The organism is Arthrobacter sp. V1I7 (assembly GCF_030817015.1).
Lineage (GTDB): Bacteria > Actinomycetota > Actinomycetes > Actinomycetales > Micrococcaceae > Arthrobacter.
In genome coordinates this window covers 754,280-771,161 of record NZ_JAUSYS010000001.1, presented here as the reverse complement: position 1 = coordinate 771,161, position 16,882 = coordinate 754,280, and the positions used below count along the sequence as shown (strand labels likewise).

General features: G+C 65.3%; 20 protein-coding genes, 1 tRNA gene and 1 pseudogene. 12 read left to right on the top strand and 10 right to left on the bottom strand.

Going from position 1 to position 16,882, the window contains the following annotated elements; all coding sequences use genetic code 11:
* Positions 1-6 precede the first annotated feature (6 nt).
* Both QFZ69_RS03695 and QFZ69_RS03690 read left to right on the top strand, forming a co-directional pair.
* Positions 7-987, top strand: a complete 981-nt coding sequence (locus QFZ69_RS03695; protein ID WP_306915670.1) for a DNA-3-methyladenine glycosylase — start codon at positions 7-9, stop codon at positions 985-987.
* An 83-nt stretch (positions 988-1,070) separates the two neighbouring features.
* Positions 1,071-1,751 carry a VOC family protein gene (locus QFZ69_RS03690; protein ID WP_306915669.1) on the top strand — a complete coding sequence of 227 codons (681 nt, stop codon included), beginning with the start codon at positions 1,071-1,073 and terminating at the stop codon, positions 1,749-1,751.
* Here QFZ69_RS03690 and QFZ69_RS03685 read toward each other — a convergent pair.
* Positions 1,748-3,424: an AMP-binding protein gene (locus QFZ69_RS03685; protein ID WP_306915668.1), complete on the bottom strand. Its 1,677-nt coding sequence runs from the start codon at positions 3,422-3,424 to the stop codon at positions 1,748-1,750. The genes QFZ69_RS03690 and QFZ69_RS03685 overlap by 4 nt on opposite strands.
* A gap of 101 nt (positions 3,425-3,525) precedes the next feature.
* On the opposite strand from QFZ69_RS03685, the gene QFZ69_RS03680 reads away from it, so the two are divergent.
* On the top strand, positions 3,526-3,804 hold the full coding sequence (locus tag QFZ69_RS03680) for a putative quinol monooxygenase (RefSeq protein WP_306915667.1): 279 nt from the start codon (positions 3,526-3,528) through the stop codon (positions 3,802-3,804).
* 37 nt (positions 3,805-3,841) lie between these two features.
* Here QFZ69_RS03680 and QFZ69_RS03675 read toward each other — a convergent pair whose 3' ends face one another.
* From QFZ69_RS03675 to QFZ69_RS03660, 4 genes are all read right to left on the bottom strand, one after another.
* Positions 3,842-4,255, bottom strand: coding sequence for a co-chaperone YbbN (locus QFZ69_RS03675; protein ID WP_306915666.1), 414 nt, complete (start codon positions 4,253-4,255; stop codon positions 3,842-3,844).
* 68 nt (positions 4,256-4,323) lie between these two features.
* On the bottom strand, positions 4,324-4,869 hold the full coding sequence (locus QFZ69_RS03670) for a thioesterase family protein (protein ID WP_306915665.1): 546 nt from the start codon (positions 4,867-4,869) through the stop codon (positions 4,324-4,326).
* A 102-nt stretch (positions 4,870-4,971) separates the two neighbouring features.
* Positions 4,972-5,379: a DUF1801 domain-containing protein gene (locus QFZ69_RS03665; RefSeq protein WP_306915664.1), complete on the bottom strand. Its 408-nt coding sequence runs from the start codon at positions 5,377-5,379 to the stop codon at positions 4,972-4,974.
* Positions 5,369-6,097, bottom strand: coding sequence for an MgtC/SapB family protein (locus QFZ69_RS03660; RefSeq protein WP_306915663.1), 729 nt, complete (start codon positions 6,095-6,097; stop codon positions 5,369-5,371). Before QFZ69_RS03660 ends, QFZ69_RS03665 begins: the two co-directional genes overlap by 11 nt.
* A 753-nt stretch (positions 6,098-6,850) precedes the next feature.
* Between QFZ69_RS03660 and QFZ69_RS03655 the strand changes: the two genes are divergently transcribed.
* The 4 genes from QFZ69_RS03655 (at position 6,851) to QFZ69_RS03640 (ending at position 8,225) form a co-directional block, all read left to right on the top strand.
* Positions 6,851-7,288, top strand: coding sequence for a DUF1810 domain-containing protein (locus QFZ69_RS03655; RefSeq protein WP_306919585.1), 438 nt, complete (start codon positions 6,851-6,853; stop codon positions 7,286-7,288).
* A gap of 66 nt (positions 7,289-7,354) precedes the next feature.
* A complete protein-coding gene (locus QFZ69_RS03650) occupies positions 7,355-7,570 on the top strand; it encodes a hypothetical protein (RefSeq protein WP_306915661.1) in 216 nt (71 codons plus the stop codon).
* Between the two features lie 82 nt (positions 7,571-7,652).
* A complete protein-coding gene (locus QFZ69_RS03645; RefSeq protein ID WP_306999914.1) occupies positions 7,653-7,841 on the top strand; it encodes a hypothetical protein in 189 nt (62 codons plus the stop codon).
* Positions 7,842-7,958: 117 nt separating this feature from the next.
* Positions 7,959-8,225 (top strand): hypothetical protein, encoded by a 267-nt coding sequence (locus QFZ69_RS03640; RefSeq protein WP_306915659.1) that lies wholly within the window; start codon positions 7,959-7,961, stop codon positions 8,223-8,225.
* A gap of 44 nt (positions 8,226-8,269) precedes the next feature.
* Here QFZ69_RS03640 and QFZ69_RS03635 read toward each other — a convergent pair whose 3' ends face one another.
* Positions 8,270-8,563: a DUF4190 domain-containing protein gene (locus QFZ69_RS03635; RefSeq protein ID WP_306915658.1), complete on the bottom strand. Its 294-nt coding sequence runs from the start codon at positions 8,561-8,563 to the stop codon at positions 8,270-8,272.
* Between the two features lie 86 nt (positions 8,564-8,649).
* Here QFZ69_RS03635 and QFZ69_RS03630 point away from each other — a divergent pair, with 86 nt between their 5' ends.
* The gene (locus QFZ69_RS03630; protein WP_306999912.1) at positions 8,650-9,450 is read left to right on the top strand and encodes a hypothetical protein; all 801 of its coding nucleotides are present in this window, start codon (positions 8,650-8,652) and stop codon (positions 9,448-9,450) included.
* A 132-nt stretch (positions 9,451-9,582) separates the two neighbouring features.
* On the opposite strand, the gene QFZ69_RS03625 is transcribed toward QFZ69_RS03630, so the two are convergent.
* Positions 9,583-9,664, bottom strand: a tRNA-Tyr gene (locus QFZ69_RS03625).
* 150 nt (positions 9,665-9,814) lie between these two features.
* Positions 9,815-10,069, bottom strand: coding sequence for a hypothetical protein (locus QFZ69_RS03620; protein WP_306915656.1), 255 nt, complete (start codon positions 10,067-10,069; stop codon positions 9,815-9,817).
* A gap of 199 nt (positions 10,070-10,268) precedes the next feature.
* Here QFZ69_RS03620 and QFZ69_RS03615 point away from each other — a divergent pair, with 199 nt between their 5' ends.
* The gene (locus QFZ69_RS03615) at positions 10,269-10,760 is read left to right on the top strand and encodes a YajQ family cyclic di-GMP-binding protein (RefSeq protein ID WP_306915655.1); all 492 of its coding nucleotides are present in this window, start codon (positions 10,269-10,271) and stop codon (positions 10,758-10,760) included.
* A 1,022-nt stretch (positions 10,761-11,782) separates the two neighbouring features.
* Positions 11,783-12,193, top strand: a complete 411-nt coding sequence (locus QFZ69_RS03610; protein ID WP_306999910.1) for a hypothetical protein — start codon at positions 11,783-11,785, stop codon at positions 12,191-12,193.
* A 207-nt stretch (positions 12,194-12,400) separates the two neighbouring features.
* On the opposite strand, the gene htpX is transcribed toward QFZ69_RS03610, so the two are convergent.
* A complete protein-coding gene (gene htpX, locus QFZ69_RS03605; RefSeq protein WP_306915653.1) occupies positions 12,401-13,270 on the bottom strand; it encodes a zinc metalloprotease HtpX in 870 nt (289 codons plus the stop codon).
* Positions 13,271-13,334: 64 nt separating this feature from the next.
* Positions 13,335-14,607: pseudogene (locus tag QFZ69_RS03600) on the bottom strand (MFS transporter).
* A gap of 90 nt (positions 14,608-14,697) precedes the next feature.
* On the opposite strand from QFZ69_RS03600, the gene QFZ69_RS03595 reads away from it, so the two are divergent.
* Both QFZ69_RS03595 and QFZ69_RS03590 read left to right on the top strand, forming a co-directional pair.
* Complete coding sequence (locus tag QFZ69_RS03595) at positions 14,698-15,165, top strand: Fur family transcriptional regulator (protein ID WP_306915652.1); 468 nt, start codon at positions 14,698-14,700, stop codon at positions 15,163-15,165.
* A gap of 25 nt (positions 15,166-15,190) precedes the next feature.
* The gene (locus QFZ69_RS03590) at positions 15,191-16,708 is read left to right on the top strand and encodes a catalase (RefSeq protein ID WP_306915651.1); all 1,518 of its coding nucleotides are present in this window, start codon (positions 15,191-15,193) and stop codon (positions 16,706-16,708) included.
* Positions 16,709-16,882: the final 174 nt, after the last annotated feature.

Genomic DNA, 16,882 nt, shown 5'->3' with positions numbered 1-16,882 from the left:
GTTCGGATGACCCTTGCAGACGTCCCCGCAGGCATTGCCGCCGCGGCGGACGCCTCGCTGCGCTGGCACCCGGACGGGCCCTTCGACCTTCAGCAGACCATCGGCACCCTCCTCCGCGGCCACGGTGATCCGTCCGTCCGCACGGCGCCGGACGGGACCTGGCTGGCTTTCACGACGCCGGCCGGTCCGGCCACGCTGCGCCTGACCACCCCCGGCTCCCGTGCGGATGCTGCCGTTGACGCACTGGCGTGGGGACCGGGAGCAGCCTCCGCGGTCGCCGCCGTGCCCCGCATGTTGGGCCGCGACGACGACTGGTCCTGCTTTGATGAGCCCGCGTTCCGCGCCACACTCCCCCGGATGGTCACTGAAGCCCGACGCCGGAACCCCGCCGTGCGGTTGCCCGCCACCGGGCGGATGATCGATGCGCTGGTCCCGACCATCCTGGAGCAGAAAGTCACGCTCATCGAGGCCCGCCGCGGCTACCGCTACCTGATGTACCGCTTCGGCACCGTGGCTCCCGGCGCCGGCAGCGCCGCACCCGCCAACCTGATGGTCCAGCCCACCGCCGAGCAGTGGCTCCGGATTCCGTCCTGGGAATGGCACAAGGCGGGCGTGGGTCCCCAGCGCTCCGTCACCGTGATGCGTGCGCTGCGCTCCGCCGTCGCGCTTGAACGCCTTGCCGCCCTGCCCGCCGCGGAAGCCGCGGCGAAGCTGCAGGCGATTCCCGGGATCGGCGTCTGGACCGCGGCGGAGGTGGTGCAGCGCACCCATGGCTGCCCCGATTCGGTCTCGGTGGGCGACTACCACCTCGCGGCGTATGTGGGGGCGGCATTGACCGGCCGCAGGACGGACGACGCCGGCATGCTCCGCCTGCTGGCGCCGTGGGCCGGCCACCGGCAGCGCGTGGTGCGGATGATCGGGCTCAGCGGCTTCCGCAAGCCCACTTTCGGCGCCCGCATGACCATCCAGGACCACCGCGGGCACTGAGCCTTCGTCCACCCCCTGTTGGCGAGTCGCCGGCAGGGACACCAGGCTGATCGGTCGAACGCCCCGAGCGGTACGGTTGAGTTGTGAACGCCAGTATCGATCACCTGGTCATCGCCGCCGATTCGCTGGAACAGGGCGCGGCCTGGTGCGCGGCAACGTTCGGCGTTCAGCCCTCCGGCGGTGGCAAGCACCCGTTGATGGGTACGCACAACCGAGTGATTGCCATCAGCAGCGAGAGCTTCCCCGACTGCTACCTCGAGGTCATCGCGATCGATCCCGACGCGCCGGCGCCGGGGAGGCCGCGCTGGTTCGGGCTCGACCACCCCGAGGTGCGCGAGGCTGTCCGCGAATCCCCTCGGCTGGTGCACGCAGTGGCGCGCACGCGCAAGATCGAAATGCTGCGCCGGGACCTTGCCAACTTCGCCCTCAACCCTGGCGAGTTGCTGGCAGCGCAGCGCGACACGCCTCACGGACTGTTGAAGTGGCGAATCACAGTCCGCGACGACGGCCGCGCTGAATGCGCAGGCGCGCTGCCCAGCTTGATCGAATGGGAAGGGCAACATCCGTGTGCCCACATGCCCCTCACCGATGTGGCGCTGCAGGGCCTGGTGCTGCGCGGCGTCCCGACGCAGGCGGTCGACATGCTGAAGCTTCCGGCCGTTCACACGGGCCCGATCGACGCTGTGCAGAACGCACCGCTCACCGCGACGCTGGAATCGCCGCGTGGCCGTGTTGTGCTCGATGGGTGGCACTACGGAGGCTAGAGGCCCAGACGGGCCGCCGCTTCCTGCCGCATGTCCACCTTGCGGATCTTGCCGGAGACCGTCATGGGGAAGCTCTCCCGGACGTCGACGTAGCGCGGAATCTTGTAGTGCGCGAGCCTGCCGCGGCAGAACTCCGCCACGGCTGCCGCATCCAACGGTGCCGACCCGGGTTTAAGGATCACGCAGGCCATCAGTTCCTCCCCGTACCGGGCATCCGGAACACCGATCACCTGCACGTCCTGGATGTCCGGATGGGTGTAGAGGAACTCCTCGATCTCGCGCGGGTAGATGTTCTCGCCGCCGCGGATCACCATGTCCTTGATTCGACCCTCGATCACGATGTATCCGTCCTCGTCCATCCGGGCAAGGTCGCCGGTGTGCATCCACCCCTCGGAGTCGATCGCCTCGGCGGTCTTGTCCGGCTGGTTCCAGTACCCCTGCATGACGGCATAGCCGCGGGTGCACAGTTCGCCGATCTCGCCGCGCGGCAGCACCTCCCCGGCGACCGGGTCCACGATCCGGCTCTCAAGCTGCGGCATGGTGCGGCCCACGGTCTCGGTGCGCTGGGCCATGGTGTCCACGCTCCGGGTCATGGTGGACACCGGCGACGTCTCCGTCATGCCGTAACAGATGGCCACGTCTACCATGTTCATCTCCGAGATGACCCGGTTCATCACCTCGATGGGGCACAGCGATCCGGCCATCACGCCCGTGCGCAGGGTGGAGAGGTCATAGGAGGCGAAGTCGGGCAGCGCCAGCTCGGCGATGAACATCGTGGGTACCCCGTACAGCGAGGTTCCGCCGAAGTCCTGTACCGCCTCCAGCACCGACGCAGGAGTGAACCCGCGGCCCGGAATGATGGTGGCGGCGCCGTGACTGAGGGCCGCGAGGTTGCCGATCACCATGCCGAAGCAGTGGTAGAACGGCACCGGCAGCACCACCCGGTCGTGCTCCGTGTACTTCAGCAGTTCGCCGATCGAGTAGCCGTTGTTCAGGATGTTGGCATGCGTCAGGGTGGCGCCCTTGGGAAAACCCGTGGTTCCGGAGGTGTACTGCAGATTGATGGCGTCGTGCGGGTCCAGTTCTGCCATACGGGCCTTGAGGGCTGAGTGCGCGACGTCGTCGGCCCGCCTGAGCAGTTCCGCGTACGTCCACTCGGCCTCTGATTCCGGGACGCCGGACGTGAGCTCGGCCAGGCCCGCATCCGGCAGGAAGACCAGCTCACGCAGCTCGGGGCAGGCCGCCAGCGCCTGCCGCGCCATTCCGGTGTAGTCGCTGTTCCGGTCCGACGGCGCCGAGACCAGCAGGCGCATGCCGTTCTGCTTGACCACGAATTCAAGCTCATGGCTGCGGTAGGCCGGGTTGACGTTGACCAGGATGGCGCCGATCTTGGCCGTCGCGTACTGCAGGATGGTCCATTCCGCACAGTTCGGGCTCCAGATCCCGATCCGCTCGCCCTTGGCGACGCCGAGCGCCAGCAGCGCGCGGGCGACGCGGTCGACGTCGTCGTTCAGTTTGGTGTAACTCCACCGGCGGGCTTCCTCGCCGGGCACCGCCGCGGCCTCGATCAGGGCGTCGTGGAGGGGAAACCTCCGAACAACCCCTTCGAAGTTGTCGCCGATGGTGTCCTGGAGCAGCGCGACGTCTGTGTCCCCGGCTGTGTAAGAAAGCATGCTGGAACGCTACCAACAGCGCGGCGGCAAAAGAAGAGCGAAGCTAGGAAGCCCTATGAAATGTTCGGACCTGGGTGCCACGGCCCGGTATTGTGAAAACCATGAGTGCACCCGTTGACCTTCAGGCCATTTTCATCCCCAACGAGGGCGAGTTCTTCCGCGTCAAGCTCGCGCTGGAAATCGCGATTGACGAGGTGGTGGCCGAGCCCGGCTGCATCCGATACGAGCTCACCGAGGCCAGCGAGGACAGGCTGGTGCTGACGGAACAGTGGGCCTCGCAGGCCGACCTGGACAAGCACTCCAAGGGCACCGCGGTCCAGGACCTCAACGAATCCCTCAGCGCCCTGCTGGCCGAGCCGGTCAGGCTCGAGCGGCTCTAGCCGGCAGGCGCGTCCGGAGGCCTAGGCTTCGGGAACCCTAGGCCTCGGGGATCTGGGTGCCGTCCTGCTGGCTCGCAGCAGCGGCAGCCTCGGCCTGGGAACGGGCCACGTGGGCGTGGACTTCCTCCATGTCCAGGGCCTTGACCGCGTCGACAACCTGCTCGAGCTGCTGGGCATTCAGGGCGCCGGGCTGCGAGAAGACCAGCACCTTTTCGCGGAAGGCCATCAGCGTGGGGATCGAGGTGATGCCGGCCTCGGCGGCGAGCTGCTGCTCGGCTTCGGTGTCCACCTTGGAAAAGACCACATCTGGGTGCTTCTCGGAAACTGCTGCGTACGTAGGGCCGAACTGCTTGCAGGGCCCACACCATTCTGCCCAGAAATCAACGAGCACAATGTCGTTGCCCTCGACGGTCGATGCGAATTGTTCACCTGTAATGTTTACGGTAGCCATGGGTCAACGGTACGCGAGCGGCTTGGGATTGTCCCTCGCATTTCGCTGATGGCTCATCGTGGAACGGCTCAGGCCCAGACGTGCGGGGCGGGACGCCGGGCCCCGGGCAGGCCATTGGTTTCCCGCCATTCGTGGATCCAGTCGGGAAGCTCGAGGCCCGCCGGCGGCTCGCCGAACTCGCGCAGGATCTCCTCCTGGCTGACGGGCTTTCCCTTGCTGACCAGCCGCGTGGCGATGTAGGCCCGGGCGTAGATTTCGCCGTCCACCACCATCCGCTGCTCGAAGTAGATGGCCTTTGCATCGAGGCCGATGATCTTCGTTTCAATGGTGTACTGCTGCCAGAGCTGCAGCGAGCGGCGGAAAGCGATGGTCTCGCCGGCGGCCACCGGGCTCCAACCGCGACGGCGCATGGCCTTCCACGTACCGCTGCGGGACATGAGGTCAAAGCGGCCCAGGTCCATCAGGGAAAAGTACATGCCGTTGTTGACATGCATGGCGATGTCGATGTCTGTCGGCAGGACGCGCAGCGGCAGGGACGAGGTGTCCCAGATGTCCAGCGGGGTCCGCCGGGAGGACGTAAAGAGCAGGACCAGGGTACGGAGGAGCAGGTGCATGCCCATCATGTTACCCGCCAGTAACAATGGTGCCAAGCAGCCCGTTTCTTCTCCCTTTAGGCGGTCCAACGACATACGGGAGTCAAAGCATGATCGCGCGAGTCAGGGGCCGGCTTTCAGCTTCCGCCAGCCGCCAGCCCGGTTGTTCGCGATGATCTGCCGGAACATCGCGGTGAGGGCGGGAGCGTTGATGGCTTGGCCCTGCCGGATGGCCACGGTGCGGGCGGTCTTGTTGCCATGACCGCCGGTGATGATGCCCTCCGGATCCGGAACGATTGCGCCGTCGTACAGAAAGACGTTGATGTGGTCCCTTGCCGCCAGCAGGGCGCAGATGTTGCCGTCGAGGATGAAGTAGGGCTGGGTGGTCCGCTTGATGGTTTCCCGGACGTCCGGATCGGCGGCGTGGACCAGCACTCGGACCTCGTGGCAGATCGCCTGTTGCCAGCCGGGCAGGGCCTCGATGTAGGCGTCCACCCGCGGATCCGTTGCGGGCGGCTGCTCACGCTGCATCGTCGTCGTCCTCGTTGCTGTCGGTGCCCCGGACAATCACGCTTTCGACACCGTGCAGGTCCATCAGGTGCGGCACGAGGTTGCGTAGCGGAGGCTGTCCGTAGAACCGGACGTCCATCAAGACCATCGGCTTCTGCTCATCCCCGGCTCTGCGCGTGCGCAGGATCGAGGAGCTGAACCCCATGGTCGTGGCGATTTCGAGCACTTCACGCAAAACCCCCTGGCCGTCGGCGTAGCTGATGTGCAGGACCCGGTTCCGGTCCGCAGAGGGGATTTTTCGGACCGCGGGCGCCACAACGAACAGCGTGATGAGGTGGAACACCGTCAGCGCCAGGGCCAGGGAAACCATTCCCGCCCCGCAGGCCATGCCCACCGCGGCGGCCACCCAGATGGTCGCCGCCGTGGTGAGTCCCCGGACGACATCCCGGCCCTTGAAGATGACTCCGGCGCCGAGGAAACCGATGCCGCTGACGATCTGCGCGGCAATCCTGGACGGGTCCAGGGCCACCCCGGGGTCGAGCACGGAGGCGAAGCCGTAGGCCGAGACGAGCGTAAACGCGCAGGATCCCAGCCCCACGAGCACGTGGGTCCGGTATCCGGCGCTTTTTTGCCTGACCTGCCGTTCGATGCCGATCAGGGAGGTCAGGACGAAGGTGGCAAGCAGCAGCAGGAGTTCCACCAGGCTCGTCTCGGTAAAAAGTCCCAGCATTTCCACCATGCCTACGCCTTTCCTGGCTGGGAGTGAGGGCCCCGGCCGGTGCCATCCGCGTGTACAGCCGACTCTAGCAACGACTGGCTCCGCCCGGTTCACCCCGGCCGGGGCTTTCCCCGCCACGTCAGGGGGAAAGCCCCCGCACCGAACCGCTCCCGGGAAGCGCTTTGTTGTGCCAACCTGCGTATGGCCAACAGCACGGATTCCATCAGGACCGTACCGAGGACCACGGATCGCATCGCGGCCTCCGGAGAGTCGGTGGGAACGCTTCCGACGTCGGCATCGGCGACGTCCCGCATGGCCTGCGCATAACGGCCCAGCGCGGACGGCGGCAACTCGAAACCCGGCACTGGCCAAGGCGGCCAGGGCCTGCGCCAAGGCGGCCAGGGCGTTGCGGTCGCAGGCCTGCTCCGACCAGCCCCAGAGGCGCACAAGCTCCCGCTCCGGGGCGAGGTCGACGTCGTCCAGTGCCGGACGCGTGAGCGCGTGGTGCGCCAGACCTAGCAGGTCATGTCCGGACTCCGGCGGGTTCTGTGGTTGCCGGCATGAAACCTTCCAGGTGAGCCGGGCCGAGAGCTTGTATGTCTCGACGCCGGCCCAAGGACTCGCCCGGGCCACCGAGCTGGTTCCGGCGGGACCCCGCGGCGATCGTGCGAAGGACCGGCTGGCGGGCACGTCGTAGGCTTTCCGCGGCTCCGGATCGGTGCTTGGATGGAGGCGGCAGCCACCTGACCTGAGGAGGAAACCGTGGAGGAATCCGTGGAGGACCCCTATGATCTTGAACGCTTTGTCACGGCCCAGGATTTGGGCGGAACTTATCGTCGGGCTCTCGCGGAGCTTCGGCAGGGCTCCAAGCGAAGCCACTGGATGTGGTTCGTCTTCCCCCAGCTTGCAGGCCTGGGGCACAGCGCGACCGCCAGGCGATACGCCCTCTCCAGCCTGGACGAAGCGCGGGCCTACCTCCGGCATCCGGTGCTGGGTCCACGCCTGCTCGAAAGTGCGGCGGCGGTGTCCGGCCTGGCCGGACGTACGGCCGGGCAGATCTTCGGCAGCACGGATGAGAAAAAACTGCGCTCCTCGATCACCTTGTTCCTGCGGGCAGATCCGGAGGAACCGGCCTTCCGGCGCCTTCTTGACCAGTACTTCGAGGGCTTGCCCGATACCGCCACCGACGAGCTCCTTGAGGGAAAAGCTTAGGCACACCAGTCCCGCAGTCCGGCCGCTGGAGGAGGGGGAACCTACCGGACGGGCTTCGTCAGCGCCGTGATCAGGGGTTTCCCGATCGATGGCGGCCACGCCCTTCAAGGTGCGGGCGATCAGAGCGGTGGCGGCCGCGGCGGTGTCAACCTGGGCGGCAACCTGCTCGGACCTACCGTCGATGCCCTCCCGGCCGCCGATTTCGACAGCGCCTTCAGCATCCGGGCCTCGGCCCGGTGGTGGTGGCGCAGCAGACTGGCGGCGATCCATGAGGCGGACTAAACCGAACGCCGGTGTCAGCACGGGTATCGACGGACCGGCCGAGGCGGAGGAGGATTAAAGGGCAGTCACCAAAAGGAGGTCAGTGATGTGCTATCAGTACAACAGGGATTTCGGGCGGGACGTCCGGAAGGATGCCGCAAAGGAATCTGAGGAGCACGCCGAGCCCCGGGTGGAAGAAAAGGACGTCAAGTTCTGGGCCTTCCCCCGCCGCAGCAGGGAGTTCACGGTCGAGGAACCGGCACCGGTTGACCGCACCCGCGAGAAGGTTTAGCCCGCACCAGGAAGGCTCCTCAGCGAGGGGCCTTCCGCTCGTCCCAGTGGGCCGCGCCGTCGTATCAGGGAAACGTACGGGAGACTGGGAGCTCCCGATCACGAAGGCAGGACTACCTTGATTAATCTGCAGCAGGACGCCGACGGCTTCATCCGCATGAACCGGCACTTTCCCGGCAGCACGCTCATTTCCATCACGTTCAGCGATGGGTCAACAGAGCAGTTCTCCGGTCGCCAGCTCAACAAGGTCTACGACGAAGCTTTGGCCGTGTACCGGGCGGAGAACCATCTGGACGCGAAAGGTTACTCCCGGGCACCGAAGAAAACGGTCCAGCCGGCACACAAGATCGAGTTCGTGGCGGTGCATCCCGGCATGGCGAAATAGCCGCCTCGAGGCCCTTGCACACGGTCGGCAGGGCGGTGGATCTGCTACTGCCCCTGCTGCATGGCGAAGGTCGCCGCGAAGTAGAGCGTGGAGAAGAGGGCCAAGAGGGCGATCGCGTACCCGATGGCGAGGGCGGAGATTGCCAGCCCGCGGCCGCGCTCTCCCCGCCGCTGGATCTGGGCAAGGGATACGTGCCCGGCGCCGACGGCGAAGACCGCAAGGACGCCAGCGCCCACGAGGACGTTTCCCAGCATGGCGACTCCGGCCAAAACCAAGGATGCGATTGCCAGACGGTTGTAGCGCGTGCCCTGGCGCATTTGTACGTTCTGCGCTGCCATGCGTCCCCGATCTGCGTAGTTGCGATGATTCTAGCCCTGCCTATAGCGGGTGATTCCAGCAGATGGGCCGAATAATAGGAAGAAGCATGAATCGGCTCAACGGACGAACATTGGGGGACACCTTGAAAACACCGGCACCCGGATTCCGCCGAACCCTGACGGCGGCTACCGTTGCCGCACTTCTGGCCACCGCCGGCTGCAGCGGCCAAGACTCAGGGACGGGGTCCACGGGCGGCACCGCGCCACCGGCCACGTCGGCCACCGCGCCACCGGCCGCGACCGCGACAACTGGGGCGACGCCGCTCCCCACTTCCGCAGTATCCACGGCACCTGGCGGGGCACCAGCGGAAGCCGCCGGGTTGCAGACTTTCACCTTCCCCGACGGACACATCTCCTTCGCCTACCCGGCCGGATGGAAAGTACAGACGAAGCAGGGTCCGTACCTCGACGAAGCGTCCAAGGCAGGATCCGTGGAGGCGGTGGTTCTGGACCAGTCCGGCGCTGAAGTCGTCAGCATTTCCAGCGGCATGTACGGCGACGGCGCTGCGGGCCGCGTCGAACGGACAGTCCTGGACCGGGCACCGGTACCCGGGATCATCGATGCCACCGGGAAACCCGCCGAGTTCGGTTTCGCCCTCGACGAGGTCCAGCCCGACGGCAGCTCGTACTACTTCATGGATGTCCGGCTCGCCTCCGAGTTCCTGCCCACCCAGGAAAGTTCCGGATCCAACCAGGTTCCGCTTGCCAACGGGATCATGGCCGCCTACGTGGTTTTTGACTTCACAAGGCAGCCCGTCTTCGCTTCATCCGAGGCAGCGAAAGCCTGGATGGCGACGGAACAGTACGCGCAGCTGAAGTCGCTGTTGCTCAGCCTGAAGTACGCGTAAGTTCTCGGCCGCGGTCCGCGGTGTCGGGCATGCGATCGGGAGACGCCGGACTGGGAACCGTCAAAGGATGTTCGAGGAGACTCAAAAGAAAAAGCCTCCGGAACCTGTTGGTTCCGGAGGCTTTTCCAAGGGTGGCAGATGAGGGATTCGAACCCCCGTAGGCGTTGCCAGCTGATTTACAGTCAGCCCCCTTTGGCCGCTCGGGTAATCTGCCGAACTTCAAAAGAAGATCACTCGCGGCTTCCAGCTGCAGAACGGCTGTTTCCAGTCCGTTCCGCTTCCAGCAACCGCGGGCAAGACAACTTTACAGAACTTCCGCCGAAGAATCGAATCGGCGCCCTGAGGCCCCAAAAAGCCCGGAAACTCAGGCCTCTCCGAGGATGCGCGCGGCGATCTTGGCCTCGAACCTGGACGCCTGGTCCTCCGTGATCTGATTCAGCTGGACCGCACGCGCGAGATCCGCCTGGACGCCGTCGAGCCGGGAGGAGACATCCGCGGCCGGACTGAAGATGATGGAGGCGGCCAGCGCCGCGGCGGCCACCGACGTCGCGGTCGTGGCAATACTGCCTGCGGCAGCAGCGGTGGAACGTGTGACATATCGGATGGCCTTGCGGTGCATGTTCATCGCCTTTCGAGCCGTACTAACAAACCATTGCAACTATGACCGCCCAAGCTTCCTTCCCGCCCTGCCTCGGCTGTAAGCGAACTGTGAATCTGGTACTGCCTCACCGGCCTTCATATCCGAGGCATCCGTATTAGGCTGGAATGCAGACATCAGGGCCATTCACAGGCACCCGGCAACCACCAGGAGGACAGTCATGGCAGGCGAATCCACATTCGACGTCGTCAGCAAGGTCGACAAGCAGGAAGTCGCGAATGCGCTGCACCAGGCCCAGAAGGAACTGGTCCAGCGCTACGACTTCAAGGGCGTCGGCGCCGAGGTCGATTTCAGCGGCGAGAAGATCCTGATGAAGGCAAATTCCGAAGAGCGCGTGCTGGCCGTCCTGGACGTGCTGCAGTCCAAGCTCATCCGCCGCGGCATCTCGCTGAAATCCCTCGACACCGGGGAGCCCTACGCCTCCGGCAAGGAATTCCGGCTCGAGACCTCCATCAAGGAGGGCATTGCCCAGGACCTCGCCAAGAAGATCAACAAGCTCATCCGCGACGAGGCCCCCAAATCGGTTAAGTCCCAGATCCAGGGCGACGAGCTGCGCGTGACCTCCAAGTCCCGCGATGACCTGCAGGAAACCATGAACCTGCTGAAGGGCTTCGACGAGGCCGACCTGCAGTTCGTGAACTTCCGCAGCTAAGGCCGATTTTTCCTTGTGACTACAGGGAAGTTGGTTCCATAGTCCGCGCAGAGTCCGCAGAACCCTCGAGGACCGCAGCGATCAGCCTTGATCCCGCGGTCCTCGTTTTGTCTTCGGCAGTAGGCCAGAGGTGGGAGTAAGCGTTGAGGGTGAACTCCCCCTATGTGGGAGGCTTTGCGGACCTGCCGCCAGCGGTCGGCCGGTGAGTTGCGGTTGAAGTAGGTTCCGCCGTACCCCAACAGCCATTTCTCATCGCCGAAGACTCCGATGGTTTTGACGTGCATGGCTAGGATCTGGACCAGATCATCCGCTACGTAGACAACCCGTTCGGAGCCATGCTTGGGCGGGACGACCTCCGTCGCCGCTTTAGTGTTTCCTTGAATCCGCCGAGAAACGCTGAAGGTCCTGTGCAAAAAATCAACGTCCGCCAACCTCAGGCCTGCTGCTTCCCCCAAGCGCAGTCCCGCGAAAGCGCAGACGGAGATGAAGGGGGCAAACCAGTCCGGAGCGGCCCTTAGAGTGTCCCCCAACTGCCCCACCGTGGATTGTCATAGCTGCTTCACGACGCCGCTCACAGGGCAGCTTCGCGCCCGCGCAGGGATTTTCCGCGATGATCTTATCCGTGACCGCGGCGCGGAAGGCGGAACTGACGATGCCGTAGTAGACCTTTACAGTGGCCGGCGCCAGCCTCACGGACATCCCCTCGACCCAAGCCTGTACCTGGGACGGCAGTATCGTCCGGATTGGTGATTCGCGGAACGTAGCTATTGCGAGCGCTTGTTCGGCTTTCAGCTTGGTCCCGGTGGCCCACACCTGGGCTGCAGCCCATTGCTCAAAACCTACGTGGCATCACGTGGGGAAACCGGCTCCCCGGATTCCTTCCTGCCTAGGCCCTGCGCCTTTGATGCCCCTGGGACCCTTGTGGCTATACTCATGCTCGGGGGCGCCGTAGACGGTGTATGTCGGAAGCGTTCAGCAGCCAAAATTTATCTGCCAACCACCGACAGGAGGTGCGGGGAACCGTGCCAGCATTGAAACGATCGATCTTCCGTAAAGCAGCAGCCGCTGCCGCCCTTTCCGTTGCCCTGGGAGCAGGAGGCCTCGTGACGGCGGCCCCGGCAAGCGCCAACGGACGCTCGCCCGCCACATGTGCCCAAACTACCGCGAAATGCACAGCCGGTAAGTCCACCGTATACGTCACCCCAGGAACAGTCCTGAGGGCGAACAAGTACGGCTGGCCCAAGGGCACCAAGCTGGAATACCGTTGGTTCAGGAACGGCAAAATCTTCGCAGGCGGCTGGTCTAACACCACTAAGGTCTGGGGGCCGCCGGTCTGGGAAAGCAAAGGCGATAAGTTCGTCGTCCGCGTCAAGGGCACGTTAGGGAACCAGGTCAGCTACCGGTTCAGCAGGACGTACGTCGTCCGCTACTAACGACCACGCACAGAGAACCCCGCCAGTCGCGGTGACTGGCGGGGTTTCTCGTTGGCGAGGCTGTCCAGTCCGCAGAAAGTCCGCAAGAGGTCCGCAATGGGCCATTTCCGTGCCGTCACGGCCAACCATAAAGGCCGGAATTTCGCGGTTGTCAACATCATCCAATTAGTAGCGGGCAGTTCGTGAACTTCCGCAGCTAGCAGGCAATCAGACCAGCGGCCTCCCCGCCATCCGCTCCAGCCGCCCGATCCGCTCATTCATTGGCGGATGCGTCGAGAACAGCTTCGCCATGCCCGGGCCGCGGAACGGGTTCGCGATCATCAGGTGCGAGGCATTGACCAGCTGCTGGTCCGGCGGCAGCGGCGCCAGCTGCACGCCCTGCTCGATCTTGCGCAGGGCCGAGGCGAGTGCGAGCGGATCCCCGGTCAGCACGGCGCCGTCCTCATCGGCGTCGAACTCCCGGGTGCGGGATATGGCCATCTGGATCAGTGCCGCGGCGAACGGGGCCAACAGCGCCATCGCGAGCATCGCCAGCGGGTTCGCATTGCGGCGGTCCCCGCCGCCGAAGAACAGCAGCATCTGCCCCACCGAGGTGATGACGCCGGCGACGGCGGCGGCCACCGAGGAGGTCAGGATGTCCCGGTTGTAGACGTGCATCAGCTCGTGGCCCAGCACCGCGCGGAGCTCCCGGGCATCAAGGAGCCGGAGGATCCCCGCGGTGCAGCACACGGCCGCATTCTGCGGGTCCCGTCCGGTGGCAAAGGCATTCGGGGACATCGTCGGCGAAATGTAAATCCTGGGCATCGGCCGCTGCGCCCGGGTGGAGAGCTCCCGGACGATCTGGTAGAGCTGCGGAGCGTCGGCTTCCGCCACCGGGTAGGCCTGCATCACCCTGATGGCAATTTTGTCGCTGTTCCAGTACCCGTACGCCGTGGTGCCGACGCCGACCAGGGCCATGATCCAGATCGGCGCAGCGCTACGCGTGCTGGATCCGATCAGCGCGCCCAGTCCGAGCAACACCGTCCACAGTACGCCGAACAGGGCCGCGGTCTTCAGGCCATTGTGATGTCGATGCACTGTCCCTCCCACCTCGGGCTCCCGTTGGCGTTCCGGGAACCGCTTCTTCCGGAAAAACGAACCGCTATGGGACGGGGTTCCGCGCGTCGTACTTCAGGAAGCCCGACTGCAGGTGCGCCACCACCCATGCCACCACGATGCATAGCAAACCACCCAGCAACAGGACCCAACCCTCACTCAAAAGTTTAGTCCCGCCACCTGCGAGCATGTCCCCCACCCGCGGGCCACCGGCCACCACAACAATGAAGACACCCTGAAGCCGCCCCCGCAGATGGTCCGGGGCGGAGGCCTGCAGAATGGTCGTACGGAAGACCGCACTGATGGAGTCGGCAATGCCGGCGAGCGCGCAACAAAGTGCCGCCGGCAGCAGCCACAGCGTCACCCCGCCCTCGCCCGAGCGACCGGCGAGCAGCACCACCAGGCCGAAGCCGGCAATCGAGGCTCCCCAGCCCATCACGGACCAGACGACGGCGGCTCCCTGCCGGCGCACCGCTCCCAGCGGCCCGGAGAAAAGCCCGGCCAGGAAAGCTCCGACGGCGGTCGACGCGAGCAGGATACCCACCGTGGCCTCGCCGCCGCCGATCATCAGCGCGCCGATCGCGGGCAGCAGCGCCCGGGGCTGGGCGAAGATCATGGCGACAAGATCGATGATGAAGGTCATCCGCAGGTTGGGCCGCGTACCTAGGAACCGGAAGCCCTCGACGACGGATCGCAGCCCCGCTGGCCGGGCATGCTCCCCCGGCGGCATGGGCGGCAGCTTCAGGAGCGCCCAGAACGCGAAGGCAAAGCTGACTACGTCGATCGAATACGTCCAGGCGAAGCCGACCGAGGCCACCAGCACTCCGGCCAGCAGGGGCCCGGCCGTCATGCTCAGGCCGAAGCTCATCATGCTCAGGGCATTGGCGGCCGGCAGCAGTTCCTTGCGGACCAGCACCGGGATTATGGCGCTGCGCGCTGGCTGGTTGATGGCCTGCGCGCCACTCTGCACGGCAACAAGGACATAGAGCAGCCAGACGTTTCCCAGCTGCAGCCAGGCCTGGAGTGCCAGGGATGCGGTGGTCAACCACAGGACTGAAGAGGCCAGCAGTGCCACCCTGCGGCGATCGTGGGCGTCCGCTATAGAGCCCCCCGATCAAGCCGCCGAACACGAGCGGGACCAACGCGAAGATGCTGAGCAACCCCACATAGAGGCTGTCCTGGGTGAGGCGGTAGACCTCCAGGCTGACCGCCACCAGGGTCAGTTGGCTGCCCAGTGCGGAGACTGCTGAGCCCAGCCACAGACGGCGGAAGGCCGGACTCTCGCGCAGCGGCGTGATGTCCGCCAGAAATTTCCCCACCCGGTCACTTTAGGGTGCGCAGTGCTGCCGTGGAACCGGGTTAGCCTTGCCTTATTGTGAGGCAATCATAATAAGTGCTTGAATAGGGTCATGACAGTTTCCGCCGGCGCTCACGATGCATGGGCTGCCGCCCTGCGTGCCCACGGCCGTCGGGTGACGAAGCAGCGACTCGCCGTGCTCGCCGCCGTCGAACACCATCCGCACTCCCCGGCCGAGAGCATTCTCGCCGCCGCCCGCCAGGAACTGCCCGAACTGACGGCGCAGTCCGTCTATGTGGTCCTGGGCGACCTGACGGATCTACAGATGTTGCGCCGCTTCGAGCCCCCGCACTCCCCCGCCCTGTATGAGACGCGCGTGGGCGACAACCACCACCACGCGGTGTGCATTGGCTGCGGCCGCGTCGAAGACGTCGAATGCGCCGTCGGCCACGCGCCGTGCCTCACCCCGCACTGGGATGAGGGCACCAAGCCGATGACCATCCAGATCGCCGACGTGATGTACCAGGGCATCTGCGAAGACTGCCAGCGCCGCCAAAAACTTCCCTCAGAACGAAACTAAGCAAGAAACTAGAAATAGGAGAAAGATGACTCAGAACATCTCTGCGCCCGCAGTGTCGACGACCCAGTCAGGCGCCCCGGTCACGTCCGATGCCCATTCCCAGGCAACCGGCGCCGATGGCGCCATCATCCTGACCGATCACTACCTGATCGAGAAGCTGGCACAGTTCAACCGCGAGCGGGTTCCGGAGCGCGTAGTGCACGCCAAGGGCGGCGGCGCGTTCGGTACCTTCAAGACCACCGAAGACGTCTCAAAGTACACCAAGGCCGCTTTCCTGCAGCCGGGAGTTGATACGGAGATGCTGATCCGCTTCTCCTCCGTCGCCGGCGAAAACGGCTCCCCCGACACCTGGCGCGACCCCCGCGGCTTCGCGGTGAAGTTCTACACCACCGAGGGCAACTACGACCTCGTCGGCAACAACACCCCGGTGTTCTTCATCCGCGATGGCATCAAGTTCCCGGACTTCATCCACTCGCAGAAGCGCCTCCCGGGCAGCCACCTCCGCGACGCGGACATGCAGTGGGACTTCTGGACCCTCTCCCCCGAGTCCGCACACCAGGTCACCTGGCTCATGGGCGACCGTGGCCTGCCGGCCTCCTGGCGTGAAATGCAGGGCTACGGCTCGCACACCTACCAGTGGATCAATGCGGAGGGCGAGCGCTTCTGGGTCAAGTACCACTTCAAGTCCAACCAGGGCGTCAACTCCATCACGGGCGACGAGGCCGAGGCGCTGGCCGGATCGGACGCGGACTTCTACATCCGCGACCTGCAGGAAAACATTGCCGCCGGCAATTTCCCGTCCTGGGACCTGCACGTCCAGGTCATGCCGTACGAAGACGCCAAGACGTACCGCTTCAACCCGTTCGACCTCACCAAGGTTTGGCCGCACGCGGACTACCCGCTGATCAAGGTCGGCACCATGGAGCTGAACCGGAACCCGGAGAACTACTTCGCGCAGATCGAGCAGGCCACCTTCGCGCCCTCGAACTTCGTGCCGGGCATTGCCGCTTCCCCGGACAAGATGCTGCAGGCCCGCATCTTCTCCTACGCGGACGCACACCGCTACCGCGTGGGCACCAACCACGCGCAGCTCCCCGTGAACCTGCCCAAGAGCCAGGTCAACAACTACAGCCAGGACGGCGCCGGGCGCTACCACTTCAACGCTCCTTCGGTACCGGTCTACGCCCCGAACTCTGTCGGCGGCCCGGCTGCCGTGGAGCCGCAGAGCCCGGCAGGCGGCTGGGAGAACGACGGCGCGCTGACGCTCTCCGCACACTCCCTGCATGCCGAGGACGGCGACTTCGGCCAGGCCGGCACGCTGTACCGCGAAGTGTTCAACGACGGCGAAAAGGCACGCCTGCTGGAGACCATCACCGGTGCCGTGGGCGGCGTGAAGAACGCCGGCATCAAGGAACGCGCCATCCAGTACTGGACCAACGTCGACGCCGAGCTCGGCGCGAAGCTGCGCGCCAACCTGGGCGCGGCTGAAGCTGGCGTCATCGGCGGCACCTCCGGCGCCGAGGCAGCGAACAAGATCGGCTAATAGCGGCTCGTACGCATTTGCTAGAACACCTCGCCCCGCCACGGATTCCGTGGCGGGGCGAGGTGTTTTGCATACCCTTGTTTGCACCGTCCCGTGTGCGCGGCCCGTTTTTTGCACACTCCCTGTATCCACATAGCAGTCTTGACGGTGGCTGCCACCAGCCCGGGGTGCCTA